Source organism: Cupriavidus sp. FW305-F7, assembly GCF_058782875.1.
This window is the reverse complement of sequence record NZ_JBYSYC010000056.1, coordinates 1-25782: the sequence shown is the minus strand read 5'-3', so window position 1 is coordinate 25782 and position 25782 is coordinate 1. Positions and strand designations below refer to the sequence as shown.

General features: G+C 67.2%; 26 protein-coding genes and 1 pseudogene. 16 read left to right on the top strand and 11 right to left on the bottom strand.

Translation table 11 applies throughout. From position 1 onward, the window contains the following. Positions 1-20: 20 nt before the first annotated feature. Entirely contained in the window at positions 21-1583 is a 1563-nt protein-coding gene (locus AC3WL8_RS34490) for a formate dehydrogenase beta subunit (protein ID WP_492379750.1), read from the bottom strand. Continuing rightward, complete coding sequence (locus tag AC3WL8_RS34485) at positions 1580-2107, bottom strand: formate dehydrogenase subunit gamma (protein ID WP_013955698.1); 528 nt, start codon at positions 2105-2107, stop codon at positions 1580-1582. Before AC3WL8_RS34485 ends, AC3WL8_RS34490 begins: the two co-directional genes overlap by 4 nt. Positions 2108-2256: 149 nt before the next feature. Here AC3WL8_RS34485 and AC3WL8_RS34480 point away from each other — a divergent pair, with 149 nt between their 5' ends. After that, complete coding sequence (locus AC3WL8_RS34480; RefSeq protein WP_013955697.1) at positions 2257-3351, top strand: substrate-binding domain-containing protein; 1095 nt, start codon at positions 2257-2259, stop codon at positions 3349-3351. Here the strand turns inward: AC3WL8_RS34480 and fdxA are convergent. Continuing rightward, positions 3348-3677, bottom strand: coding sequence for a ferredoxin FdxA (fdxA, locus tag AC3WL8_RS34475; protein WP_211980758.1), 330 nt, complete (start codon positions 3675-3677; stop codon positions 3348-3350). The genes AC3WL8_RS34480 and fdxA overlap by 4 nt on opposite strands. Here fdxA and AC3WL8_RS34470 point away from each other — a divergent pair. After that, the gene (locus AC3WL8_RS34470; protein ID WP_228772609.1) at positions 3649-4212 is read left to right on the top strand and encodes a tripartite tricarboxylate transporter substrate-binding protein; all 564 of its coding nucleotides are present in this window, start codon (positions 3649-3651) and stop codon (positions 4210-4212) included. The two genes, fdxA and AC3WL8_RS34470, sit on opposite strands and share 29 nt — an antisense overlap. Before the next feature lie 291 nt (positions 4213-4503). Beyond that, on the top strand, positions 4504-4983 hold the full coding sequence (locus AC3WL8_RS34465) for a GNAT family N-acetyltransferase (RefSeq protein ID WP_153955678.1): 480 nt from the start codon (positions 4504-4506) through the stop codon (positions 4981-4983). Positions 4984-5048: 65 nt separating this feature from the next. On the opposite strand, the gene AC3WL8_RS34460 is transcribed toward AC3WL8_RS34465, so the two are convergent. The 3 genes from AC3WL8_RS34460 to xseA form a co-directional block, all read right to left on the bottom strand. Further along, a complete protein-coding gene (locus tag AC3WL8_RS34460) occupies positions 5049-6425 on the bottom strand; it encodes an alginate export family protein (protein WP_228772608.1) in 1377 nt (458 codons plus the stop codon). 288 nt (positions 6426-6713) lie between these two features. Next, positions 6714-7295 carry a superoxide dismutase [Fe] gene (gene sodB / locus AC3WL8_RS34455; RefSeq protein ID WP_013955690.1) on the bottom strand — a complete coding sequence of 194 codons (582 nt, stop codon included), beginning with the start codon at positions 7293-7295 and terminating at the stop codon, positions 6714-6716. 211 nt (positions 7296-7506) lie between these two features. Continuing rightward, positions 7507-8892: an exodeoxyribonuclease VII large subunit gene (gene xseA, locus AC3WL8_RS34450; RefSeq protein WP_194946888.1), complete on the bottom strand. Its 1386-nt coding sequence runs from the start codon at positions 8890-8892 to the stop codon at positions 7507-7509. 1062 nt (positions 8893-9954) lie between these two features. Between xseA and AC3WL8_RS34445 the strand changes: the two genes are divergently transcribed. The 7 genes from AC3WL8_RS34445 (at position 9955) to AC3WL8_RS34415 (ending at position 15264) form a co-directional block, all read left to right on the top strand. After that, positions 9955-10575, top strand: a complete 621-nt coding sequence (locus tag AC3WL8_RS34445) for a MotA/TolQ/ExbB proton channel family protein (RefSeq protein ID WP_041228296.1) — start codon at positions 9955-9957, stop codon at positions 10573-10575. A 21-nt stretch (positions 10576-10596) separates the two neighbouring features. Further along, on the top strand, positions 10597-11028 hold the full coding sequence (locus AC3WL8_RS34440; RefSeq protein ID WP_013955686.1) for an ExbD/TolR family protein: 432 nt from the start codon (positions 10597-10599) through the stop codon (positions 11026-11028). A gap of 150 nt (positions 11029-11178) precedes the next feature. Next, the gene (gene lpxK, locus AC3WL8_RS34435; protein ID WP_492379749.1) at positions 11179-12282 is read left to right on the top strand and encodes a tetraacyldisaccharide 4'-kinase; all 1104 of its coding nucleotides are present in this window, start codon (positions 11179-11181) and stop codon (positions 12280-12282) included. Then, positions 12263-12469, top strand: coding sequence for a Trm112 family protein (locus tag AC3WL8_RS34430; protein WP_013955684.1), 207 nt, complete (start codon positions 12263-12265; stop codon positions 12467-12469). Before lpxK ends, AC3WL8_RS34430 begins: the two co-directional genes overlap by 20 nt. Before the next feature lie 9 nt (positions 12470-12478). Next, a complete protein-coding gene (gene kdsB, locus AC3WL8_RS34425; protein WP_153955662.1) occupies positions 12479-13288 on the top strand; it encodes a 3-deoxy-manno-octulosonate cytidylyltransferase in 810 nt (269 codons plus the stop codon). Between the two features lie 371 nt (positions 13289-13659). Then, on the top strand, positions 13660-14325 hold the full coding sequence (gene adk, locus AC3WL8_RS34420) for an adenylate kinase (RefSeq protein ID WP_211980755.1): 666 nt from the start codon (positions 13660-13662) through the stop codon (positions 14323-14325). Positions 14326-14505: 180 nt separating this feature from the next. Beyond that, a complete protein-coding gene (locus tag AC3WL8_RS34415) occupies positions 14506-15264 on the top strand; it encodes a 3-hydroxyacyl-CoA dehydrogenase (protein WP_492379748.1) in 759 nt (252 codons plus the stop codon). 18 nt (positions 15265-15282) lie between these two features. Here the strand turns inward: AC3WL8_RS34415 and AC3WL8_RS34410 are convergent, their stop codons facing one another. Continuing rightward, complete coding sequence (locus tag AC3WL8_RS34410) at positions 15283-16095, bottom strand: MmyB family transcriptional regulator (RefSeq protein ID WP_153955661.1); 813 nt, start codon at positions 16093-16095, stop codon at positions 15283-15285. Positions 16096-16247: 152 nt separating this feature from the next. Between AC3WL8_RS34410 and AC3WL8_RS34405 the strand changes: the two genes are divergently transcribed. Further along, positions 16248-17027: a class I SAM-dependent methyltransferase gene (locus AC3WL8_RS34405; protein WP_153955660.1), complete on the top strand. Its 780-nt coding sequence runs from the start codon at positions 16248-16250 to the stop codon at positions 17025-17027. A 213-nt stretch (positions 17028-17240) separates the two neighbouring features. Continuing rightward, positions 17241-17507: pseudogene (locus AC3WL8_RS34400) on the top strand (helix-turn-helix domain-containing protein); the annotation flags it as partial. On the opposite strand, the gene AC3WL8_RS34395 reads toward AC3WL8_RS34400, so the two are convergent. After that, entirely contained in the window at positions 17507-18424 is a 918-nt protein-coding gene (locus AC3WL8_RS34395; protein ID WP_013955677.1) for a LysR family transcriptional regulator, read from the bottom strand. The pseudogene AC3WL8_RS34400 and the gene AC3WL8_RS34395 overlap by 1 nt on opposite strands. Before the next feature lie 103 nt (positions 18425-18527). Between AC3WL8_RS34395 and AC3WL8_RS34390 the strand changes: the two genes are divergently transcribed. Next, positions 18528-19553, top strand: a complete 1026-nt coding sequence (locus tag AC3WL8_RS34390; protein ID WP_492379747.1) for a bile acid:sodium symporter family protein — start codon at positions 18528-18530, stop codon at positions 19551-19553. Between the two features lie 57 nt (positions 19554-19610). Here AC3WL8_RS34390 and AC3WL8_RS34385 read toward each other — a convergent pair whose 3' ends face one another. Next, a complete protein-coding gene (locus tag AC3WL8_RS34385; protein ID WP_492379746.1) occupies positions 19611-21113 on the bottom strand; it encodes an N-acetylmuramoyl-L-alanine amidase in 1503 nt (500 codons plus the stop codon). Continuing rightward, positions 21107-21619: a tRNA (adenosine(37)-N6)-threonylcarbamoyltransferase complex ATPase subunit type 1 TsaE gene (gene tsaE / locus AC3WL8_RS34380; protein ID WP_013955673.1), complete on the bottom strand. Its 513-nt coding sequence runs from the start codon at positions 21617-21619 to the stop codon at positions 21107-21109. Before tsaE ends, AC3WL8_RS34385 begins: the two co-directional genes overlap by 7 nt. Before the next feature lie 16 nt (positions 21620-21635). On the opposite strand from tsaE, the gene queG reads away from it, so the two are divergent. Further along, a complete protein-coding gene (queG, locus tag AC3WL8_RS34375; RefSeq protein WP_041227760.1) occupies positions 21636-22847 on the top strand; it encodes a tRNA epoxyqueuosine(34) reductase QueG in 1212 nt (403 codons plus the stop codon). On the opposite strand, the gene AC3WL8_RS34370 is transcribed toward queG, so the two are convergent. After that, positions 22840-23733, bottom strand: a complete 894-nt coding sequence (locus AC3WL8_RS34370) for an AEC family transporter (protein ID WP_010812244.1) — start codon at positions 23731-23733, stop codon at positions 22840-22842. The two genes, queG and AC3WL8_RS34370, sit on opposite strands and share 8 nt — an antisense overlap. Before the next feature lie 186 nt (positions 23734-23919). Between AC3WL8_RS34370 and AC3WL8_RS34365 the strand changes: the two genes are divergently transcribed. Both AC3WL8_RS34365 and AC3WL8_RS34360 read left to right on the top strand, forming a co-directional pair. Further along, complete coding sequence (locus tag AC3WL8_RS34365; RefSeq protein WP_228772607.1) at positions 23920-24591, top strand: chalcone isomerase family protein; 672 nt, start codon at positions 23920-23922, stop codon at positions 24589-24591. Positions 24592-24694: 103 nt separating this feature from the next. Next, positions 24695-25663 (top strand): tripartite tricarboxylate transporter substrate binding protein BugE, encoded by a 969-nt coding sequence (locus tag AC3WL8_RS34360; RefSeq protein ID WP_013955671.1) that lies wholly within the window; start codon positions 24695-24697, stop codon positions 25661-25663. Positions 25664-25782 lie beyond the last annotated feature (119 nt).

The window sequence follows — 25782 nt, the reverse complement described above, 5'->3', positions numbered from 1 at the left end:
GTGTCTCTGCTGGACCTGGCTCAGGCGGCCTTGGCTGGGTTGGAGGCGAGGCCGAAGTCCTCGGGGAATTCATTCAGCGCGGACAGCACCGGGTACGGTGTCATGCCGCCCATCGCGCACAGCGAGCCGTTAAGCATGGTGTCGCACAGGTCGCGCACCAGTGCGACATGCTTGACCGGCTGCTCGCCGGCAATGATGCGGTCCATCACTTCGACCCCGCGGGTCGAGCCGATCCGGCACGGGGTGCACTTGCCGCACGATTCGATCGCACAGAACTCCATCGCGTAGCGGGCCTGCTTTGCCATGTCGACGGTTTCATCGAACACCACGATGCCGCCGTGGCCGACCACGCCGCCGAACGCGGCATAGGCTTCATAGTCCAGCGGCACGTCGAAGCGCGACTCGGGCAGGTAGGCGCCCAGCGGCCCGCCCACCTGCACCGCGCGGATGGCGCGGCCGCTGCGCGTGCCGCCGCCGTAGTCGACCAGCAGCTCGCGCAGCGTGACGCCGAACGCTTTCTCCACCAGTCCGCCCCGCTTGATGTTTCCGGCCAGCTGGAACGGCAGCGTGCCGCGCGAACGGCCCATGCCGTAGTCGCGGTAGTACTGCGCGCCGCGCGCCAGGATCACCGGCACGGTGGCCAGCGAGATCACGTTGTTGATCACCGTGGGCTTGCCGAACAGCCCCTGCAGCGCCGGCAGCGGCGGCTTGGCGCGCACCACGCCGCGCCGTCCTTCCAGGCTTTCCAGCAGCGCGGTTTCCTCGCCGCAGACATAGGCGCCGGCGCCCTTGCGCACTTCCAGGTGGAAGCGCTTGCCGCTGCCGCGGATGTCGTCGCCGAGCCAGCCGGCGGCGTTGGCGATGCCGATCGCGCTTTCCAGCACGGCAATCGCGTGCGGGTATTCGGAACGGCAGTAGATGTAGCCCTGCTCAGCACCCACCGCCAGGGCGGCAATGGTCATGCCTTCGATCAGCATGAACGGGTCGTCTTCCATCACCATGCGGTCAGAGAACGTGCCCGAGTCGCCTTCGTCGGCATTGCAGACGATGTACTTGACCGCGGACTGCGCGCCCAGCACGGTCTTCCACTTGATGCCGGTCGGGAATGCCGCGCCGCCGCGGCCGCGCAGGCCGGAGTCGGTGACCTCCTGCACGATCTCGGCGGGCTGCATCGCCAGCGCGCGCTCCAGGCCGGCAAAGCCCTCATGCGCGCGGCAGTCGTCCAGCGACAGCGGATCGGTGATGCCGACGCGGGCGAAGGTCAGGCGCTCCTGCTGCTTCAGGAAGGGGATCTCTTCGGTCACGCCCTGCGACAGCGCGTGCTCGCCGCCTTGCAGCAGGCCAGCGTCGAACAATTCCGGCACGTCTGCGGCGCTGACCGGGCCATAGGCCACGCGGCCGGCTCCGGTCTGCACCTCGACCAGCGGCTCCAGCCAGAACATGCCGCGCGAGCCGTTGCGGACAATGCGCACGTGCTGGTTGCGCGCGGCGGCTTCGCGCGCAATGGCGCGCGCCACATCGTCGGCGCCCAGCGCCAGCGCGGTGGAGTCGCGCGGCACGAAGATGGTGGTGACCGTGATCATGCCTGTGCCTCCGCCGCTTCCGGGGTTTCTTTCGAAGACTCGCGCAGCGAGCGCACTAGCGCGTCGAAGCGTTTCGCGTCGACATAGCCGTGCAGTTGCTCGCCGACCATCACCGCCGGGCCGCAGGCGCACTGGCCCAGGCAATAAACCGGCTCCAGCGTCACCTGCCCGTCCGCGCTGGTTTCATGGAAGCCACAGCCAAGTGCGCGCTGCGCATGCTCGGCCAGCGCTTCGGCACCGACCGACTGGCAGGCTTCGGCGCGGCAGACCTGTACCACGTGGCGCCCGGCCGGCTGCTGGCGGAAGTGGTGGTAGAAGGTGATCACGCCATGCACCTCGGCGCGCGACAGGTTCAGCGCGCGGGCAATCACGGGCACGGCGGCGTCGGGAATATAGCCCTGTGTGTCCTGGATCTCATGCAGGATCGGCAGCAAGGCGCCCGGCATTTCCTGGCGTGCCGCCACGATGGCGGCGATGCGCGTGGCATCGGCGGATGCCGCTGCGTGGGGGGCAATTTCTGGCATAGCGTCTCCTGTGAGGCGTCGCCCAGATCGGCAGCGCGGCCTCTTATATGCTATTTTTTTCCTATTTACGGGCTGTGGCGTCGCCGTTTTTCCCGTTGGAAGGACTATATGGGAGTGACAGCGCCCCTTCAATAAGCTATTTTCTACATATGATCCGCATCTCGATTCACCCGCACCTGCAGATCCGGGACGAAGCCAGCCCCGGTGGCGAGGCCCTGGACGTGTCCCGGCTTGTCGCCCTGCTCGGTCATATCGAGGAATCCGGCAGCATCAGCCACTCGGCACAGGCGGTATCGCTGTCCTACCGCTACGCCTGGGGCATCCTGCGCGATGCCGAGGCGCTGTTCGGCGGCCCGCTGATCGACAAGACTCGCGGGCGCGGCAGCGCGCTGACGCCGCTGGCGCAGCAGCTGGTGTGGGCCAGCAAGCGGATCGGGGCGCGGCTGTCACCGACGCTGGACAGCCTGGCGTCCGAGCTGGAGATCGAGTTGAAGAAGCTGATGGACCAGCCCGAAGCCACGGCGCGGCTGCATGCCAGCCACGGCTTCGCGGTGGCGGCGCTGCGTGACTTCCTCGACGAGCAGCAGGTGCGGCACGACCTGAAGTACTGCGGCAGCGTCGAGGCCGTGGCGGCCCTGGCCGAAGGCGCCTGCGATATCGCCGGCTTCCATGTGCCGGTGGGCGAGTTCGAGCACGGCATGTGGCGGCATTTCACCACCTGGCTCAAACCGGACACCCACTGCCTGGTGCACCTGGCGGTGCGCAGCCAGGGGCTGTTCGTGCGGCCGGGCAACCCGCTTGGCATCCACACGCTGGAAGACCTGACCCGGCGCGAGGTGCGCTTCGTCAACCGCCAAGTGGGCTCGGGCACGCGCCTGCTGCTGGACCTGATGCTGGCCGCGCGCGGCATCGACACAGCCCGCATCGAGGGCTACAGCAATGGCGAGTTCACCCACGCCGCGGTAGCCGCGTATATCGGCAGCGGCATGGCCGACGTGGGCTTTGGCGTGGAAACCGCGGCGCGGCGCTTCGGGCTGGCGTTCGTGCCAGTGATCAAGGAGCGCTACTTCTTTGCGATCGAGCGTGCCAAGCTGCGCAGCGCGGCACTGGCCGGCGCGGTGGACGCGCTCACCAGCGAAGCCTTCCGCCAGCGCGTCAATGCACTGCCCGGCTACGACGGCACGCTGACCGGCACCGTGCTGACGCTGGAAGAAGCGTTCCCGGACTACACCGCGGGGCGCTAGCGCTCCAGCAACGACAGGCGGTCAGGATGACCGACCCATTGCTCATGGCCGGGGATCGGCCCCTTGGCCTTGAGCAACGGCAGCCAGTCCGCGCGCCGCGACAGTTCGGCATTGAGGGCAATGAAGTGGCGCTGGTCCTCGGGCAGGTCATGCTCCGAGTAGATCGCGCCAACCGGGCACAGCGGCACGCACATCGAGCAATCGATGCACTGGTCGGGGTCGATGGCGAGGAAGTTGGGCCCTTCGTGGAAGCACGACATCGGGCAGACTTCGACGCAATCGGTATGGCGGCACTGGATGCAGGCATCCGTCACGACAAAGGTCATGGGCAGTTGCGGTACGGCAGGTGATGACCCCATCATCGTAGCGTCCCGCCCGCGGGCGCGGGACGCGTCCCATTGTGCGACTCCTTCAAATCCGCTGAAGAGCCGCACCCGGCCTGGCCCGGGCGCAGGCGCAGGCGCGTCAGGCGGTCTCGCGCATCAGTTCTTCCTTGCGCGCCGCCATGGCCTGCGCCACGTCGCGCACCTGGTCAAGGCGGGGAAACTGCGCGGCCTCGCTGTCACCAGCCCCGCGCGATGGGGCGAGATCCCGGAGGTCCCGACCACGGCGCAAGCCGGCGTTGCGGGCTACCAGGTCTCGTCGTGGATCGGAGCCCTGGCACCGGTGGCGACGCCGGCAGCGGTTGTGGAGCGCCTGTCCGACGAACTGATCCGCATCGCCCAATCGCCCGCGTTCAAGGCGTTCTGCGCGCAGCAGTCGATGTACGTCGACATCGCGGATCGCCGCCAGTTTCTTGCCGAGCTGCCGAAGGAGGATGCGCGCTGGAAGCGGATCTCGCAGCTGGCGAAAGAATCCTGACTTCGCTCTCTGACTTCGCTCCCGATCGGAACGTAGCCAATTCCACGCCATCGATCTTCCATCGTGGATGGCATGCGAGGGTGGCTTTCCGAGGGATACTGCTCCACCCGACTGACGCCATCCGCACTGGTTCGTCCTCCAGTCGGTGGGTGCCTTGCAACCGGAAAATCAAGGACAATCTCGAAACGCGCCTTCTGCTGCTGCGGCGGCGCCTGGATGAACGAAATCTGCCGGTCAGGCGGATCCATGCGGGCCGTGGCCAGGTCAGTCGAACTCCCGAAAAGGAAAATGATGCAAGCGATCGATCCAGCCGCTGAACCGGTGAAGATCCGTGCCGTCGAGCCGGACGACTTCCCTGCGTGGAAAGTCCTCTGGGGCGGCTATAACGCATTCTACGGTCGGCACGGTGCCACTGCCTTGCCGGCGGAAATCACGCTCACGACCTGGTCACGCTTTTTCGACGCCTACGAGCCGATGTACGCGTTAGTTGCAGAGCAAGCGGGCGAGTTGATCGGGCTGGCGCATTTTCTGCTGCATCGAAGCACCATTCAACTCAGTCCGAACTGCTATTTGCAGGACCTCTTCACTGCCGAGGAAGCAAGGGGAAAAGGCGTCGCGCGTCGACTCATAGATCAGGTCTATGCACGTGCCAAAGCACTGGGCGTGGCAAGGGTGTACTGGCAGACCCACGAAACGAACACCACCGCCATGCGCCTTTACGACACCGTCGCTGAGAAGTCCGGATTCGTGGTGTACCGCAAGCAGCTTTGAACCGCGGCTGATGGAAATCAGGGATTGCGGTGCATGCATTCATGCGCCGCATGGCGCCCGCCGCATCAGAACGTATAGCCGAGTGCCAGGTAGAGAAAGCGCGTGTTGTGTCCGCCAACGGCCTTCAGCGTGCGGCTCTCGTCCACGTACACGGCGCCGCCATTGACCAGCACATGCCGGCTCGCCTGCCACGCAACGTCCACGGAGAGCTGGCTGCTGCTGTACTGGCCGGAGCGGCCCGCGGTGCCGGGAACCGGGATGCCCGCCGAGGTGTAGACCGCGTCGTGCGTGGTTGCCCGCCAGATGAAGTCACAAGCGAAGGTCAGCTTGATGCCGGCCGCGGGAATCAGCGTCAGCGACGGCTGGATATCCAGCACGTTGGAAGCGCCGATCAGGCCGGCCTGGTTGAAGTAGGCCAGCTTCGGAAACAAGCCGTTGTAGGTGCCGATGGTGCCGTCGTGCGGATTGCGGTCACCGCTGCCCATGGTCGCCTTGATGCCTGCGCGCGGGTGCCAGGCCGACGCCGCAAAGGTGTACCCGGTATCGGTCGAAAAGCCCCATGCGCGGATCTGTTGCGAGGCCAGGCTGCCGAACTGGAACAGCGCCTCCCAGTCCCAGTCCCAGCGGCCGTGACGGCCGAACAGACGGCCCCCGAGCGAATGCCGCCGCTCCGCGCCGCTGCCATCGCTGAACAGCGCGCGGTCATTCTCGAAACCGAGGTAGTAGAGATCGGCGGAGGTTGCCGGCAGGAAAGCCGCCGGCATCGTCGCATAGACGCCCCAGAAGCCCTGCGCCTGATTGGGCCGGTCGTCGAAGCTGCCGTCCTTGAGCAGCACCGGACGCGTGGCGAAGGCATCCACCCGTGCGCCGCCCAGGCTTGAGCCAAGCCTCAGTCCGTCGAAGGCGCGCCGCACATTGGGGGCATCGCGGATCGAAACCAGGCGCTGCGCGCCGAACGCCATCTCCTGCCGGCCCACGCGCACCAGCAGCGGGTCCTGCGCGGGCGCCGGGAGCGGCACGCGCAGGTCGACGAATGCCTGCTGCACATCGAGCTGGTCGACATAGGGCGGCGTGGTGACGTCCTTGCCCATGGCCAGCTGGTTGCCCAGCTGCACGAACGCGCGCAGGGATTCGCCGGCATGCAGGTCGGCGTGCAGCAGCGCCCGGTGCATCAGGTAGCCATCGCCACGCGGACCCGGCACGGCGAAATTGCTGGCCGAGTAGTCCTCAAAGCGCTCGCGGATCTCTCCGCCGAGGCTCAGGAACCAGCCAGGACTGCCGAGCGGCACATACTTGACCGGGCCCCAGAAATCCGTGCGCATGGCCGGATCGCGCAGGTAGCGATAGTCCTCGTCATAGCGCAACAGCTTGAACGGGGGCGGCACGCTCGGCGGGGACGGCAGCGGCTGCGCGCTCGCGCCGCCGACGGCGGTGACTAGCAAGAGCGCGACAGCCAGAGCAGCCCATGGACGGGGCGCGCGACAGGCACCGACGTGGCTGCAAGGGGAACATGCCTTCCATCGGGCCATCGGGCACCTGGCTGTGGGAAACGGCCGGCCTGCGAAGTGCACGATGACACGGAGCGCGCGCGGGCGCACCGGAAGCTGGTGGCCGGATACGGACAAATATGGACGATCCCGCAGGCAGATTCAAACCCAATCCCGCCCCGTGCGCGCCCAAAACAAAAAAGGGCCACATGGCCCTTTCTTGCTGCAAGGATGATCCGCGGATCAGCCAGCGAAGTTCTTGCCGGCGAAGTCCCAGTTCACGACATTCCAGAATGCCTCGACGTACTTCGGGCGGGCATTGCGGTAGTCGATGTAGTAGGCGTGTTCCCACACGTCGCAGGTCAGCAGCGCCTTGGCGTCGGTGGTCAGCGGGGTGGCGGCGTTGGAGGTCGAGACCAGGTCCAGCGAGCCGTCGGTCTTCTTGACCAGCCAGGCCCAGCCCGAACCGAAGGTGCCCACGGCGGTCTTGGTGAACTCTTCCTTGAACTTGTCGAACGAGCCCCACTTGGCGTTGATGGCATCAGCCAGCGCGCCGGTCGGCTGGCCGCCGCCGTTGGGCTTCATCGAGTCCCAGTAGAAGGTGTGGTTCCACACCTGGGCAGCGTTGTTGAAGATGCCGCCCGACGACTTCTTGACGATCTCTTCCAGGGTCGAGTTCTCGAACTCGGTGCCCTTGATGAGGTTGTTCAGGTTGGTGACGTAGGTCTGGTGGTGCTTGTCATGATGGAACTCCAGCGTCTCCTTGGAGATGTGCGGAGCCAGGGCATCATGCGCGTACGGGAGCGGGGGGAGCTTGTGTTCCATTGTTCTGTCTCTGTGGGTTGGGGTTGTGGGTCCGGAATTGCCGATTGTAGGGGACTTGCAAGACCCGCGCAAACCGCGGGACAAAGCCCCCTGCTCCGATGTTAGTTTGTCCGGGCAAGGGTTTCCGGGGGGATTTCCGCCCGGCTTCCCGGAACGCTTCGGGCCCGCCGCGGCATCGCGAATGGGAGGCGTTCCCGGGCCGCGCAGGCGCTCAGAAATCCGGCAGCTTGGCCTGCACGCCGGCAATCGCCAGGTCGGCCACGCCCTCGGCCAGGTGCGCTTCGAGCACGCTGCCGGCGCGGATCTCGGCGGGCGAGCGCAGCGCGCGTCCGCGCTGGTCCAGCAGCACCGCATAGCCGCGTTCCAGCGTACGCTGCGGCGCCAGCAGCTCCAGCGCGCCGGCGCTGCGCGCCAGGCGCTGGCCGGCGCGCTCGTGCTGGCGTGCGGCGGCGGCCTGCAGGCGTTGCCACAGGCGGGCCACGTCGGCATGAGCGGCGCTGGCATCGGGGCGGCACGCGCTCCAGCGCATCGCCAGCAATTGGTGGCGGTGGCGCTGCGACACCACCGTGTCGCGCAATGCCGACCGCAAATGTCGGGCCAGATTGTCGACGCGCGCGCGCCGCTCCTGCAGTTGCGCCTGCGGGCTGCGCACGCGCCGCGCCAGCCAGTCCAGGTGCTGCGCGCGCAGGTCCAGCCCGCGCCGCATGCACTGCGTGAGCGCGTCGCGCGCACGCATCGCCTGCGCCAGCAGGTGCGCGCGATCCGGGCTGACCAGCTCGGCCGCGCCGGTCGGCGTGGGCGCACGCACGTCGGCGACAAAGTCGGCGATGGTGAAGTCGGTTTCGTGGCCCACGCCGGAGATGACCGGCAGCACGCAGCGCGCAATCGCCTGCGCCACCACCTCTTCGTTGAACGACCACAGGTCTTCGATGCTGCCCCCGCCGCGGCAAAGGATCAGCACGTCGCACTCGCGCCGCGCGCTGGCCGCATCGAGCATGTCGGCGATCTTCTGCGCCGCGCCAGCGCCCTGCACCGGTACCGGATAGACCACCACCGGCACATGCGGCGCACGCCGGCGCAAGGTGGTCAGCACATCGCGCAGCGCCGCCGCCTGCAGCGAGGTGACCACGCCGATGGTGCGCGGATGCGCCGGCACCGGGCGCTTGCGCTCTGGCGCGAACAGCCCCGCCTGCGCCAGCTTTTCCTTCAGGCGCAGGAAGGCTTCGTACAGGTTGCCCAGCCCCGCCCGGCGCATGGCCTCTACGCCCAGCTGCACCTCGCCGCGCGCCTCATACATGGTGACCACGGCGCGCACTTCCACCGCCTCGCCCTCGCGCGGCTGGAAGTCGACATGCTGGTTGCGCCCGCGGAACATCACGCAGCGGATCTGCGCGCGTGCATCCTTGAGCGAGAAATACCAGTGCCCGCTGGCGGCGCGCGTGAAATTGGAAATCTCGCCGCGCACCCAGGCCAGCGGAAAACTGCGTTCCAGCAGCCTGGCGATGGTGTGGTTCAGCTCACCGACAGGAATGACGTCGCGGCCGCTGCGCGGCGCGGTGGAGGAAGGGTCACGCGAAAAGTTCGGCAAGTCTGGCATGGCGCACGGATGGCAAGCGGCGTGAATGGGACATGTCCACAGCATAACCGCTATGTCAAGGGGGTAGCATTGATGCCGGCGCCCTGCCCCGAAAGGCGCATGGGTTCGTCCAACCCTTTGATTCTTATGAGTTTTACGAGCAAAACAAAAATTAGGCAATATAACCAATTCTCTTTTGCATCAATCACTTACATAGCGCCTGGCAGGCTTGTTCACAAAGTTATCCACAGCTTCTCTGGATAAAAGGCGCCGTAAACCACACTTTTCCGGCGCAAGTGGCCCCAAAACCGCTTGCTGCCCGATGGAAAGCGGCCGACCCGGCGCGTGGCGTATCAGAGCGCCGCTGGCCGTCCGGGGCGCAGCGTCCATGCTGCATTTGCACAATTTCTGGGCAGGGCGATGGGAGGTCATAAAAATCAATGGGTTAACCTGCTTCTCCCGGATTTGTCCACAGGCCGTCCACAATGCTCTCCCTGCGGAATGTGGAAAAACCCGGTTTCTGCCCTGCCTGACGCCACATCGGCCGCGGGCCGCACGGATACACCCGTTTGCCTGTTTTTTGAGCAACCGATGGTGCCACCTTATAAATCAAAGACTTAGGTGACCTCTCAGGCAGCTTTCCACAAGCGCTCCACAATCCTGTCCCGGCGCTGTGTGGAAAGCCGCACAGGAATGCGTGCCAGCACACCGACGCGCCCGGCCAGGTTGTGGAAAGCGGTGCCTGGCGGCGTGCACCATGCGCCGCAGGGTCTGCGTCAGGCTTTTGCACAAAATTTAAGCAGTGATGTTTTTGCCCTTAAAGATCAATGTGTTAGCACGCTTGTCAGGTAGCTTTCCACAATCGATCCACAACACTGTCCCGCTTTGCTGTGGAAATGGGCGATGCGTGGCCGAGACAGCGTCGGGTGCCGTCTTGCCGTGCGACAGGGCGCAGGTTAGAGTGGCGCCTGATTTTTCAGAGCAATGCCGGAGCGCGCGCCGCCAGCGGCCAGACGCGCATCAAGGCATGCCGTCCAGGTGGTTTGGGGTTTTGTTATTCGGTTGTCGATCCCGGGGGTCCAATTGTTTTCCATCATTCAAGCGGCCGGCTGGCCGATCTGGCCGCTGTTGCTCGCCTCGGTCATCGCGCTGGCGCTGATCGTCGAACGTTTTCTCACTCTCAAGCGCAGCAAGGTCCTGCCCGCCAGGCTCTATGAAGAGGCGCTGGCGGCCGCGCAGCAACGCCGCGCGACGCCGGAAGTGGTCAACACGATTGAGCAGAACTCGCCGCTGGGCCGGGTGCTGGCCGCCGGGCTGCGCCACGTGGTGCTGCAACCGCATACCTCGCGCGATGCCGCCAAAGACGTGGTCGAGGAAGCCGGCCGCGTGGTCGCGCATGAGCTGGAGCGCTACCTGAACGCGCTCGGCACGATCGCCTCGGTGGCGCCGCTGATGGGCCTGCTGGGCACGGTGATCGGCATGATCGAGATCTTCGGCAGCCAGGGCGGCACCGGCGCCAGCCCTGAACAGCTGGCGCACGGCATCTCGGTGGCGCTGTACAACACCGCCTTCGGCCTGATCGTGGCAATCCCGGCGCTGATCTTCTGGCGCTACTTCCGCCGCCGCGTGGATGACTACGTGGCCGAGCTGGAATTCCGCGCCACGTCGTTCCTCGACGCGATCCTGCCGCAACGCCGCGCCTGATCGCCGAACAGAACGAACGCCATGCAATTCCGTTCCCGACAGCGGCGCGAAGAGCCGGAGATCAACCTGATCCCGCTGATCGACGTGCTGCTCGTGATCCTGATCTTCCTGATGATCACGACCACCTACTCGCGCTTTACCGAGCTGCAGATCCAGTTGCCCACCGCCGACGCCGAGCGCGCCCAGCAGCGGCCGCGGGAGATCGTGGTGTCGGTGTCATCGCGCGGGGTCTACTCCGTCAACAAGCAGGTGATGGAGCAGAAGGACGTCACCAGCCTGGCCGACCAGCTGCGCGCCGCCTCGGGCACCGGTGCCGGCGGCCAGCCGCCGGTGGTGATCGTCAATGCCGACGCGCAGGCCAGCCACCAGGCCGTGATCAACGTGATGGAGGCCGCGCGGCTGGCCGGGCTGTCGCGCCTGACCTTCGCCACGCAGAGCGCACAGCCGCGCTGACTCCGGGCGCCCTGGCGCATGCGGCCGACGGGCTTGCCGCATGCGTTGTGCAATGCCCATAATGGTTGAGCCACCCGCGCCCCCAGGGGGCGAAGCCGCGGGCGCACTACAATCCCATCCCAACCACCGACTCCACCGCCCGCCGCGCCCATGCCCGTTCCCCGACATGCCCTTGCCGACTTCGTGACCGCCCAGTGGCAACGCCGCGGCTGGTTCGCGTGGGTGATGCTGCCGTTCTCGCTGCTGTTCGGGCTGATCGCGCGGGTGCGCCGCTATGGCTACCAGCGTGGCTGGTTCAAGTCGACGCGCCTGCCGATGCCGGTGGTGGTGGTCGGCAACGTGACCGTGGGCGGCACCGGCAAGACGCCGGCGGTGATCGCGCTGGCACAAGCGCTGACCGAGGCGGGGCTGCGCCCCGGCGTGGTGTCGCGCGGCTACGGCGTGGAACTCAAGCACCCGCGCCGCGTGAAGCCGACCTCGAAGGCGTCCGACGTAGGCGATGAGCCGCTCCTGATCGCGCGCGCCACCGACGTGCCGGTCTGGGTCTTCCCAGACCGGGCGCTGTGCGCGCAGACCATGCTGGTATCGCACCCGGGCGTCAATGTGCTGCTGCTCGACGACGGCCTGCAGCACTACAAGCTGCAGCGCGACTTCGAGATCGTGATGTTCGACTCACGCATGGGCGGCAACGGCCTGCTGCTGCCGGCCGGCCCGCTGCGCGAGCCGCTTTCGCGCCCGCGCGACGCCACGCTGATCAACGACCCCACCTTCCGCGCCACGCCCGACCGCCCCGGCGTGTACGGCATGCGGCTGGAGCTGGACGACGCCTGGCAGCTGGCAGATCCCACCATGGCGCGGCCGGTCAGCGCCTTCACCGGCCGGCGCGTGCTGGCCGCCGCCGGCATCGGCAACCCCGAACGCTTCTTCGCCAGCCTGCGTGGCGCAGGGCTGTCGCCGAAGACACTGCCGCTGCCCGACCACTATGACTTTGTCGCCGACCCGTTCGTCGACAATCCCGATGCGCTCGACGCCGACGTGATCCTGATCACTGAGAAGGATGCCGTAAAATGCGAGCGCTTCGACGACCCGCGCATCTGGGTCGTCCCCACCAGGCCCGTGATCGATACCGGCCTGATCGAAAAAATCCGCCGCGCCGTGCTGGCGCAAGTCAAACCCGCGCCGACCGCGCCGGCAACCACGCCGGGCGCCGCAGGGCGCAACGAGGAACACCGAGATGGACAACCGGCTGCTTGAAATCCTGGTCTGCCCGCTGTGCAAGGGCAAGCTGGAATACGACCGCGCCGCGCAGGAGCTGATCTGCCACGCCGACAAGCTGGCGTACCCGATCCGCGACGGCATCCCCGTGATGCTGGCCGACGAGGCCCGCCAGTCGGTGCCGGGCCGCGTGGTCAACCCGGACGCCCCTGCCGCCGGCAACTGAGCGCGCGCCATGACCGTCCCCGCATTCACCGTCGTCATTCCCGCGCGGCTCGCCTCGACGCGCCTGCCTGACAAGCCCCTGGCCGATATCGGCGGGCGCCCGATGATCGTGCGCGTGGCCGAACGCGCGCATGCGTCGTCGGCGCGGCGCACCGTGGTCGCCACCGATGCGCCCGCGGTGGCGCAGGCCTGCGCCGCGCACGGCATCGAAGCCGTACTGACCCGCGCCGACCACCCTTCCGGCACCGACCGCCTGTCCGAAGTGGCCGCCCAGCTGGGCCTGGCCGACGACGCCATCGTGGTCAATGTGCAGGGCGACGAGCCGCTGATCGAACCGTCACTGATCGACGAGGTGGCACTGCATCTGGCGCACCACGCCGACTGTGCCATCGCCACCGCGGCGCATCCGCTGCAGGACATCGCCGAAGTCTTCAACCCCAATGTGGTCAAGGTGGTTTGCGACGCCGCCGGCCGCGCACTGTATTTCTCGCGCGCGCCGATCCCGTGGGCGCGCGATGCCTGGTCGGGCGTGCCGGCCGTGCCCGCGGCGCTGGCCCAGGTGCCGCTGCCCGGCATGCCGGTGCTGCGCCATATCGGGCTGTACGCCTATCGGGCGGGCTTTTTGCGCCGCTTCCCGACGCTGGCGGCGGCGCCGCTGGAGCAGACCGAGGCGCTGGAGCAACTGCGCGCCATGTGGCATGGCGAGCGCATTGCGGTGCTGCAGACCAGCGCCGCGCCGGCCCCCGGCGTCGACACCCCGGCCGACCTGGAACGGGTGCGCGCACTGTGGGCGCAGTCGATGGCCCAGGAAGGGCCCTGACAAAACGACCCGCGCGGGCGCCTGCCCGTCCAGGTTCATACTGCTGCAACCTGAACCGGGGGGCGGATTTCGGGCCGATTTTGCGCCGCCTCATGGCATAATGCTTGCCGATACAGAGCCGCCCGGCCGGCATGCGCAAGCGTGCCGCCGGCCAAGGCTCGGTGGGGAGATAAAGATAGAGCCCGTCCGGTGTGCCGCGCCGCCATCCCCCTGGCAGCCGCCGCCGGCCGTACGCGTGGGTACGCCTGAGCAGTGCCCGCGCTGAACGCAGTCAGAACGCATCAGGACCGCAGTAAGTCCTGCGTCAAGTTACGGCGTTACCCTCCTTCTGATCTCCCGCCATACAGATTAAATACTCTGAGGACCCGTAAATGCGTTTGATCCTGTTGGGCGCGCCTGGCGCCGGCAAAGGCACGCAAGCCAAGTTCATCTGCGAGAAGTTCGGCATTCCGCAAATCTCCACGGGCGACATGCTGCGCGCCGCGGTGAAGGCCGGCACCCCCTTGGGGGTGGAAGCCAAGAAGGTCATGGACGCGGGCGGACTGGTGTCGGACGACATCATCATCGGCCTAGTGAAGGACCGTCTGAAGGAAGACGACTGCAAGAACGGATACCTGTTCGACGGCTTCCCGCGCACCATTCCGCAGGCCGAGGCGATGAAGGAAGCGGGCGTGGCAATCGACTACGTGCTGGAAATCGACGTGCCGTTCGACGCCATCATTGAGCGCATGAGCGGCCGCCGCGTGCACGTGGCCTCGGGCCGCACCTACCACGTCAAGTACAACCCGCCCAAGACCGAGGGCGTGGACGACGAGACCGGCGAGGCGCTGATCCAGCGTGACGATGACAAGGAAGAGACGGTCAAGAAGCGTCTTGATGTCTATTCGCAGCAGACGCGTCCGCTGGTGGATTACTACTCGGACTGGGCTGCCAAGGGGGATGCTTCCGCCAAGGTGGCGCCGCCGAAGTACCGCAAGATCCTGGGCGTGGGCAATGTCGATGACATTACTGCGCGGGTGTTTGAGGCGTTGAAGTAATTCTTTCGCCTGCTCTGCCTGGTGTTGTGAAAGCGGCCTTTGGGCCGCTTTTGTTTTATGGGCGAGTAGGTGGGGTGTGGCCCCCTTGCACATCCCCCACCACCCCGTAAAATACCGTCAATGAATTGACGTTTACGTAAACGGCAACAAAAAACCCCAATCCCAAGGAGACAACCCCAAATGCAAATCCAAGGCAACGTATTCATCGTCACCGGCGGCGCCTCAGGCCTGGGTGCAGGCACCGCCCGCATGCTGTCCGAAGCCGGCGCCAAGGTCGTGATCGCCGACCTGAACGAGGCCACCGGCCAGGCCCTGGCAACAGAACTGGGCGGCCAGTTTGTCCGCTGCGACGTCACCTCCGAAGCCGACGGCCAGACGGTGGTGGCCGCCGCCCAGGCACTGGGCCGGCTCTCGGGTATCGTCAACTGCGCCGGCATCGCCACCGCCAACAAGACCGTCGGCAAGAACGGCCCCCATCCGCTCGACGCCTTCGACAAGACCATCCGCATCAACCTGGTCGGCACCTTCAACATGATCCGCCTGGCCGCCGCGGCCATGGTGCAAAACACCCCCGACAGCGAAGGCGAGCGCGGCGTGATCATCAATACTGCGTCGGTGGCGGCCTTTGACGGCCAGATCGGGCAGGCCGCCTATGCCGCGTCCAAGGGCGGCGTGGTGGCAATGACGCTGGCGATCGCGCGCGACCTGTCGCGCGACGGCGTGCGCTGCATGACCATCGCCCCGGGCATCTTCGAAACGCCGATGCTGCTGGGCATGCCGCAGGAGGTGCAGGACGCGCTCGGCAAGATGGTGCCGTTCCCGCCGCGCCTTGGCCGCCCGGCGGAGTACGCCAAGCTGGCGCGCTCGATCATCGAGAACACCATGCTCAACGGCGAAGTGATCCGCCTGGACGGCGCGATCCGGATGCAGCCCAAGTAATGCCCAGGCACTGCCCGCTCAGCCGGGCAGCAGCATCACAAGCATCAAACCCGGCGCCGCCGCCGGCACCAGCGTCAGCTGCTCGAACTGCAGCGCGCCCAGCATCGGGTGGCGAAAGCCGCGGCGGCCGCCCTCGCGGTCTTCCACGTCCTGCGACAGCCAGGCATCGCGGAAGGCCGCGCTCTCTGCCATCAGCCCCTCGATCAACGCACGCGTGGGCACCTCGTCCGCATGGCGGATGCTGTGCGCACGGAATTCCGCCACCAGCCGTGCCGCGCGGTGCGGCCAGTCTTCCACCAGCGCCATCAGCCCCGGCGACAGGAACATCGCGCGCAGCAGGTTGCGCTCGGCGCTGGCGGCATCGAGCCAGCCGATAAACAGGTCCGCGGCGGCATCGTTCCAGGCCAGCGCGGTCCATTGCCGGTCGAGCAGGTAGGCCGGCCCGCCGATGGCATGCACGCTGGCCAGCACCACCGGCGGCACGGTTTCGTCCGGGGCCTGCTGCGGGTCGCGGCGGCCCGCCAGTTCGAACAGGTAGGCGCGCTCGGCGCGCGACAGCCGCAGCGCGGCAGCCAGGCTGGCGAGCGCACGTGCCGACAGCGATACCGGCCGCCCCTGCTCCAGCCACGTCACCCAGGTCGCGCTTAAGCCCGCCAGTTGCGCAACTTCCTCGCGGCGCAGCCCTGGGGTGCGGCGGCGCCGGCCCGGTGCGAGCCCGACATCGGCCGGCGCCAGCCGTTCGCGGTGCGCGCGCAGGAAAGCGCCCAGCACGGATTCACGCGACGATGGCGATGCAGACTGGGCAACAGGGGGATCGGCAGATAAAGGCATGACAGGCTGGTGTCGCTTATACCAGGATAAATCGGTAACTTGTACCGGGAAAACTGCCCGCCTACAGTATGCCGAACCCGCCTCGCGGGCAAGTCCCCTCCCCCACAAGAAGGCCGCCCACGACCTGGGCGTGGCCCAAGGAGCCCAGCACCATGCAACAGCAGGAACTCGTCGCCGCCCAGTTCGGCGCCACCGCCAGCGCCTACCTCACCAGCACCGTCCACGCCAGCGGCGCGGACCTGCAGCAACTGAAAGACGAACTGGCCGCGCTGATCCCCGCGGCCAACCGCCCGCGCAGCCGCGTGCTGGACCTGGGCTGCGGCGCCGGCCATGCCAGCTTTGCCGCGGCAGCGGTTGCGGGCGAAGTGACGGCTTACGACCTGTCGGCGGACATGCTGGCCGTGGTCGAAGCCGCAGCGCGCGAGCGCGGGCTGGCCAATATCCGCACGCGCCAGGGCGCGGCAGAGCAGCTGCCGTTCGACGATGCAAGCTTCTGCGCGGTGGTCTCGCGCATGAGTGCGCACCACTGGCGCGACGTGCCGGCGGCGCTGGCGGAGATCCGCCGGGTGCTCAGGCCCGGCGGCAAAGTGGTGCTGATCGATATTGCCGGTGCGCCGGACCCGCTGCGCGATACCTGGCTGCAATCGGTGGAACTGCTGCGCGATCCCTCGCATGTGCGCGATTACACGCCGGCGGGCTGGCGGGCGATGTTCGAGGCGGCGGGCTTTGGCGCCGATGGCATCGCCGTATCGGACATCTGGCGCATCGGCATCGAGTTCGACAGCTGGGTCAGGCGCATGCGCACGGCACCGGTGGCCGTGGAGGCCATCCGCCACCTGTGGCAGATGGCGCCCGCGGAAGTTCGCGAGCACTATCGCGTGCAGGCCGACGGCAGCTTTGAACTGGAAGCGGTGATGGTCACCGCGCGTTGACCAGGTGCGCGGCACCTTTAGGCGGGGAAGGATAGCGCGGACGCCGCAGGCGTCCTTTCCGTTGGGTTTTCGGTGTGGCGTCTGTTGCTGCTCGATGTACTGGCGGATGATCGCCATGGGTGCGTGGCTGCGGCTACCGGCATCAGAAGGACGCAATGCCTACCGTGCCGAATATCGTTTTCGCTGCTCATAGACCAAGGGTAAGATGGGCTCATGCAGCGACTTCAAGCCTTCAAATACGCATTGATGCCGACCGGCGAACAGCAGCGCAACATGCGCCGCTTCGCCGGGTCGTGCCGGTTCGTGTTCAACAAGGCGCTGGCGTTGCAGAAGGAGCGCTACGAGCAAGGCGAGAGGAAGCTCGGCTATGCCGGTCTGTGCAAGCTGCTCACCGTTTGGCGCAACGGTCCAGAGACGCCGTGGCTGAAGGAAGCGCCGACGCACCCGCTGCAACAGGCACTCAAGGACCTGGAGCGCGCCTAGGCCGCGGCGCTCATCGCGGGCGCCTCGGCACGCACGGTCAGGCGGCGCACCAGGTCCCATACCGCCGCCGCGGCCGGCGACAGTGAACGGTCCTCGCGCCGGACCATGACGATACTGCGCTCCTCGCGCGGCACCAGCGGCCGCCACACCAGCGGCGACGCCGCCGGCAGCGGCAGCGAGAACGACGGCAGCACCGAGGCGCCGATGCCGGCCTCGACCATGCCGAACACGCTGGCCGAGTGGCCCAGTTCCTGCACCACCAGGGGCACCACGCCATGCCGGCCGAACACGCGGTCGATCAGCGGCCGGCTGCCGGAGGCAAAGTCCAGCAGCACCAGCTGCATCCCATGCAGCGCCGACCACGGCACCGAGGCCGACTGCGCCAGCGGATGGTCGCGCCGGCAGACAAAGCAGAACGGGTCGGTCGCCACCGGCTCTACCACCAGCCCGTCGCGCACCAGCGGATCGATCAGCACGCCAAAGTCCACGGCGCCGGCGCGCACCTGCTCCAGGCCGTCGGCCTGCACGTTGTCACGCACGATCAGGCGGATCTCAGGGTATTGGGCGGCGCAGGCGGCCACGTACAGCGGCATCAGTCGGGCCGAGATCGTCGGCGCACCGGCTATCACTACACGTCCGCGATAGCGTTCGCCGAGCTGGCGCGTCTCTTCCAGGGTGTCGTCGAGCTGCCCGAGCAGCCGCTCCAACGCCGGCGCCAGCGCGTGGCCGGCCTCGGTCAGCACCACCTCGCGCGTGGTGCGGTCGAGCAGGCGCACGCCAAGTGCCTCTTCCAGCTCAGCCACGCCGCGGCTGACCGCAGGCTGGGTCAGGCCGACCACATCGGCGGCCCGGCTGAAGCCGCCGGTATTGGCCACGGCCAGGAAGACGCGCAACTGGCGCAGTGTGTAATTCATGCAACGGCCGGATAAATAGATTCTATAAATGAATTTGCATTCTAGACTTGGCTGGCGTCCAATACTAGGCAAAACCCTAACATTGCAGGATCCACCCGCAGTCATGTCTCGTATTGTCCGCAAGCTCAAGAAACTTTATGACCTGATCGACGGCTTCGTTCTCGTCATGTTGACGGCCATCGCCATTGCGCTGGTCGCCCCTGAAATCGGCACCGGCAACGGCCCGCTGCACCTGGGCGTGGTGACCAGCCTGGGCGTGGCGCTGGTGTTCTTTCTGCACGGCGCGGCGCTCTCGCGCGACAAGCTGGTGTCGGGCGCCAAGCACTGGCGCCTGCATGTCTTCGTGCAGACCTTCACCTACGTGGTGTTCCCGCTGGTGGGCGCGCTGCTGATGCTGTCGCTGCGCAATACGCTGCCGCCGGACCTGCTGCTGGGCGTGTTCTTCCTGTGCGCGCTGCCGTCGACGGTATCGTCGTCGGTGGCCATGACCTCGATGGCGCGCGGCAATGTGTCCGGCGCGATCTTCAACGCCACCATCTCGGGCCTGATCGGCATGCTGGTCACGCCGCTGCTGATGGGGCTGGTGATCAGCGCCAGCGGCGCCTCGATGCCGCTGGGCAAGGCGCTCACCGGCGTGGCGCTGCAACTGCTGCTGCCGTTCGCGCTGGGCCAGTTGCTGCGCCCGCTGATCGGCAACTGGCTGACAAAGAAGAAGAACATCACCAACAAGATCGACCGTGGCGTGATCGTGCTGATCGTCTATTCCTCATTCTGCGACGCCACCGCAAAGGGCCTGTGGCACCAGTACCAGTGGCAGACCATCGGCGCAGTGATGCTGATCGCCGCGGTGCTGCTGTTCGTGGTGCTGGGCTTTACCACGCTGACCGCGCGCCGCCTTGGCTTCTCTGTCGAGGACGAGATCACGGCAGTGTTCTGCGGCTCCAAGAAGAGCCTGGCCAACGGCATCCCGATGGCCAAGATCCTGTTTGCCGGCCATCCGGCGCTGGGCCTACTGGTGCTGCCACTGATGGTCTATCACCAGCTGCAGCTGATCGTGTGCTCGGTGATTGCATCGCGCTATGCCGACCGCGATGCCTTGCTGGAAGACCAGGCCGCCGCGCGCGCCTGAGGCAGGCAGCCATGAAAAAAACCGGGGCATGCCCCGGTTTCTTTGTGCCCGCCAGATTCACACGGACGGATTTTTCGATAACGGCGGATTGCGCGCGAAGTACGACCGGATCCCCTTCAGGATCGCATTGGCCAACTGCTCCTGATGCGCGTTGTCGTTGAGCTTGCGCTCTTCTTCCGGATTGCTGATGAAAGCCGTCTCGATCAGGATCGACGGAATATCCGGGGCCTTCAGTACCGCAAACCCGGCCTGCTCCACGCTGCCCTTGTGCAGCTTGTTGATGCCGCCGATCTCGCCCAGCACGGCCTTGCCGACCTGCAGGCTGTCGTTGATCTGCGCGGTGGTGGACAGGTCCAGCAGCACGCGCGCGACCTGCGCATCCTTGTTGCCCATATTGGCGCCGCCGATCAGGTCGGCTGCGTTTTCCTTGTTGGCCAGCCAGCGTGCCGCGGTACTGGAAGCACCGCGCTCGGACAGCGCGAACACTGACGCGCCGCGCGCCTCTGGCGACAGGAAGGCATCGGCGTGGATCGACACGAACAGGTCGGCCTGCACCCGGCGCGCCTTCTGCACGCGCACGTTCAGCGGCACGAAGAAGTCGGCGTCGCGCGTCATCATCGCGCGCATATTGGGCTGGGCATCGATCTTGGCGCGCAGGCGGTGCGCGATCTGCAGCACCACGTCTTTCTCACGCGAGCCGGCGGCGCCGATCGCGCCCGGGTCTTCGCCGCCGTGGCCGGGATCGATCGCCACGGTCAGCAGGCGGCGCATCTTGAAGGGCCGTTCGGCAGTGGGATTGTCGCGTGCGACCGGCGGCACCACCGGGGCATTGGGGGTCGGCACCGGCGGTGCGGACGGTCTGGGCCGGGCCGAGGCCACCGGCGGCGGCAGCGGCGCGGTGGTGGGCGGCACCTCGCCCTTCTCGTCAAAGCGGCGCACCAGCGCGCCGATCGCGTCTTCCTCGGCACCAGCCGGCGCGCCGGCGATGCCATCGTTGCCCGGCGCCGGATCCGAGGTGGCGAAGCGGCGCTGCTTTTCCTCGGTGTCGCGCACCAGCTTCCACAGCGGATCGGGCGGATTGACCGGGTACAGGTCAAACACCAGCCGGTTGCGGTAGGTGCCGATCGGCGCCAGCGTGAACACCTGCGGCGCCACGTTTTCCTTCAGGTCGAACACCATGCGGACCACGCGCGGGCGGTTCTGGCCGACGCGCACGGTCTGGATATAGGGGTCGTTCGGGGTGATCTTGGCCACCAGCTCGCGCAGCGTGGGCGACAGGTCCAGGCCGTCGATGTCCACCACCAGCCGGTCGGGATCGCGGATCATCTGGTGCACGGCGGCCAGCGGGGTATCGGATTCGATGGTGACGCGGGTGTAGTCCTCGGCCGGCCACACGCGCACCGCGACGATGCCGGCGCCAAACGCGATCTGCGGGCCGACCAGGGTCAGCACGGCCGTGCCCGCGCCCAGCTTCAGTGCCTGCGCCATCCATTTGCGGCGCGCCTGCAGCAGGCCGTCGGGTCCATCGGGGCGGTCAGTGGCAAGTCGCTTGATCAGCATGCGTTCAGCAGGGTAAGTCCAGTGTGAGTATAGGCGCGCATCGTCGCGATCCGCCGCTCGCCGGCGTCATCCGCCCCGGCCATGTCCGATTGGAGCAACATATGGAGATCCGGTTCCCCGAGCAGGCGGCCGGCCTTCTCCGGCCACTCGACCAGGTTGAAAGCCGGTTCGGCGAAGCAGTCGCGAAAACCCGCGTCGATCCACTCTTCGGGGTCGGCAAAGCGGTACAGGTCGAAGTGGTAGACGGTCAGCGGCGAGCCGTCGGCGCGGGCCACCTCGTAGGGCTCGCACAGCGTGTAGGTGGGGCTGCGGACCTTGCCCGCATGGCCGAGTGCGCGCAGGATCGCGCGCGTCAGCGTGGTCTTGCCGGCGCCCAGGTCGCCGGACAGCTGCACATGCACCGTGTGCGGCGGCATGGCCTGCACGGTGGCGGCCAGCGCGGCGCCCAGGCGCGCGGTGGCGGCTTCGTCGGGCAGCGTCAGGGTGCGTTCTTCGAGCAAGGGCATTGCGTACAATTCAGGGATGATCGACCGAGTCGCCCCAGGGCAGGCAGATGCGCCACCTACCCCCGTTTCCGGCACCCCCGGCCACCTGGCCGCGGGACCCGGGGAACTTGCGGCACTGGCCGCGTCGATCCGCACATGGGGCGCGGAACTGGGCTTTGCCTCCGTGCGCATCGCCGATGTCGACCTCAGTCATGCCGAGCCGGGGCTGATGGCGTGGCTGGCGCAGGGCTACCACGGCGACATGGATTATATGGCGAACCACGGCCTGCGGCGCGCCCGGCCGGCCGAACTGGTGCCCGGCACCGTGCGCGCGATCGTGGCGCGGATGCCTTACATTCCGGCCGCCGGCGCCCAGGCCGGCGCCACAGACTGGCGCCGCCACGAGCTGGCGCGGCTGGACGATCCGGCCACCGCGGTGGTGTCGCTGTATGCGCGCGGACGCGATTATCACAAGGTGCTGCGCAGCCGCCTGCAGCAACTGGCCAGCCGGATCGAAGCCGAAATCGGAAAATTCGGCTACCGCGTCTTTACCGATTCCGCACCCGTCATGGAAGTGGCGCTGGCCAGCCAGGGCGGGCTCGGCTGGCGCGGCAAGCATACGCTGCTGCTGGACCGCGACGGCGGCTCGATGTTCTTCCTGGGCGAGATCCTGGTCGACATCCCGCTGCCGGCGGACGCGCCCGAGTCCGGCCACTGCGGCAACTGCCACCGCTGCCTGGACATCTGCCCCACGCGTGCCATCCTGGCGCCGTACCGGCTGGATGCGCGCCGCTGCATCTCCTACCTGACCATCGAGCACAAGGGCCCGATCCCGGTGGAGTTCCGCGCGCCCATGGGCAACCGCGTCTATGGCTGCGACGACTGCCAGCTCGCCTGCCCGTGGAACAAGTTCGCGCATGTGGCCATGGTGCCGGACTTCGACGTGCGCAACGGGCTGGACGCGCCAGACATGGTGGCGCTGTTCCAGTGGACCGAAGCGGAATTCAACCAGCGGCTCGAAGGCAGCCCGATCCGCCGCATCGGCCATGAGCGCTGGCTGCGCAACCTGGCGGTGGGGCTGGGCAACAGCCTGCGCGCGGCGCGGTCGGGCACGCGCGCCGAAGATGCTGCCCTGGCCGCGCGCATCCGCGCAGCGCTGCTGGAGCGGCGCGAGAGCGCCACGCCGCTGGTGCGCGAGCATATCGACTGGGCCCTTGCCCAGGACGGCCCGCCGCCAGGCGCTAGCTGACCAGCGCCAGCCACAGCGGCGTGGTCACGATCGCCGCCACCGTCATCAGCGAAATCGTCGCTGCCACCATCGGCCCGTTACCGCCCATGCGCACCGCCAGGATATAGGCGCTGGAGGCCGTGGGCAGCGAGGCATACAGCACCACGATCTGGTACTGCAGCGCGGTCAGCGGCAGGTGACGCCCCACCAGCCAGGCCACGCACGGCATCGCCAGCAGCTTGACCCCGGTCCACCAGGCCACCGGCCCCGCAGTGCCGGTGGCGCCGCTCATCTGCAGCCCGGCGCCCACCGTCATCAGCCCCAGCGCGGTCGAGGCCGAGCCCAGCCGGTTCAGTGTCATGCCCAGCACCTCGGGCGCATGCAGCCCCATCAGGTTGGTGAGCAGGCCGCCGGCAGTGGCCAGGATCAGCGGGTTGCGCGCCAGCTCCTTCCACAGCGCGGTCTGGCCGTGCCGCGCCAGCGCCCACACCGCCGCCACGTTGCACAGCGGCACCGTGCAGCCGACGATCACCGCCATCAGCGCCAGCCCCTCGGAGCCGCCCAGGCGCGATGCCAGCGCCAGCCCGATATAGGAATTGAAGCGGAACGCGGTCTGCAGGCCCGAGGCAAAGCTCAGCGCGTCCGGGCGCAACACCCATTTAACGGCGTAGCCGCCGGCCATGCCGGTGGCCATCACCAGCAGCGCCAGCCCCAGCATGGCCGAGGTCGAGGAGAAATCCAGCACCGCGGTATTGGTCGACTGCAGCAGCAGCGCCGGGAACAGCACGAAGTAGACCAAGCGCTCCACGCCGCCCCAGAAGGCACGGTCGAACGGGGTATAGCGCACCAGCAGCCAGCCGATGAGGATCAGGCTGAAGTCCGGGACCAGCAGGAGAGCAGAAGACATTTATCGTTGTTGTAGTGGCGGTGGCATGACGCGGCAGCTGCCCTGCGGGCCGTCGCGCGGGATTGCAGCGGCGGCGGCGGGGGTGGATAACGGCAAAAAACCGGAATGTGCAGACTAGGGCAGATACGGATAGGTATTTTTCCAGATTTAGGCCAGCATGGCATGCCAAGTTGTACGCCTGCCGCCATGTTGTCCCGCACCCGGTCCGCGCCGCCGCGCCCGGACACCCACCTCCGAGCCCCCTTCCGCCCTGGTCTGCACCCGGGCCGCTGCCTGCGCCTGGCCGCCGTGCTGGTGGCGCTGTGCGCCGCCACGGCCGCGGGCGCCGTGCCCATGCCGGCGCGCTCGGTGGAGATCGAAGGGATACGTTTTGACGATGCGGCACGCGTGGGCGGCAAGGAACTGCAGCTCAACGGCACCGCCCTGCGCGCGGGCTTCCTGGCCAAGGGCTACGTGGCCGCCCTGTACCTGCAGGAGAGGGCCCGCAACGCGGCCCTGGTGCTGGGCACGCCCGGCACCAAGCGGCTGCAGTTGCGCATGCTGCGCGAGGCCGAACCGCCGGCCCTCATGCGCGCCATCCGCCAGGGCATCCGCAACAACCACAGCGAGCAGCAGATGCAGGAACTGGCCACGCGGCTGGTACAGTTCGAGCGCACCCTGGGCGAGGTCGGCACCGCGCACAAGGGCGACGTGATCAACCTGGATTTTTCCCCGCAGACGGGGACCGTCGTCGCCATCAACGGCACACCTCGCGGCCGGCCGATCCCTGGCGAAGACTTCTACCAGGCCGTGCTGCGGGTCTTCCTGGGCGAGCGCCCGGTCGACGCCGAGGTCAAGCGCGGGCTGCTGGGCGGCTGACACAATTACGCTGCCGGCGCACGGCCCCACCTGTGGCACTGCGACGGTTTTTTTGCTTCCGGGCGGCATCCTGCCCGGATTTCCTGACGGGAGACATGATCTCATGCAAGCTGGCAAACTCGCACTGACCCTGGCCCTGGCCGCCGCCGCCACCGCGGCGCAGGCGCAGAGCTACCCCACCAAGCCGATCCGACTGATCATTCCGTTCGCACCCGGCGGCACCACCGACATCGTCGGCCGCGGCGCCGCGGACCAGATGAGCCGCATCCTGGGCCAGCCCGTAGTGGTGGAGAACCGCGCCGGCGGGGGTGGTTCGATCGGTGCCGACGCGATCGCCAAGGCCGCGCCGGACGGCTACACCATCGGCATCTCCACGGTCTCGACCATGGCCGTGAACCCGGCCTGCAACCCCAAGCTGTCGTACGACCCGATCAAGGACTTCAAGCCCATCACCAACCTGGCCAACGTGGCCAACGTGATCGCCGTGAACCCGAACTTCCCGGCCAAGGACTACAAGGAGTTCCTGGCCGTGCTGAAGGCCAACCCGGGCAAGTATTCGTACGCCTCGTCGGGCACCTGCGGCTTCGGCCACATGCTGGGCGAGCAGTTCAAGGTCTCGACCAAGACCTTCATGGTCCATATCCCGTACCGCGGCGCGGGCCCAGCGCTGAACGACGTGCTGGCCGGCCAGGTGCCGATCATGGTCGACAACCTGCCCTCTTCGATCCCCTACATCAAGGCCGGCAAGCTGCGCCCGATCGTGGTGGCCTGGAACAAGCGCCTGGAATCCATGCCCAACGTGCCGACCTTCGGCGAAATGGGCCTGAAGGAGCCGAACGACCCGGCCTGGTACGGCCTGGTGGCACCGGCCGGCACGCCTGACGACGTCATCAAGAAGCTCAACGAAGCCGCCGTCAAGGCCCTGCAGGACAAGGACTTCCAGCAGCGCCTGCGCACTGCCGGCGCCGAGCCGTCGGGCAACACGCCGGCGCAGCATGCGGCCGAGATCAAGAAGGAATTCGACAAGATGAAGAATCTTGTGAAGGTGCAGAACATCAAGCTGGAGCAATGATCCGGCTGGTGTGACGCCACCCGCAAAGGGCCGCCGCGAGGCGTAATGCCGTTCAGTTAAGTCTGAACGGCATTTTTCTTTGCAGGGGTTGTAAACAAGGTGTCGAGCTGTTAACTTGC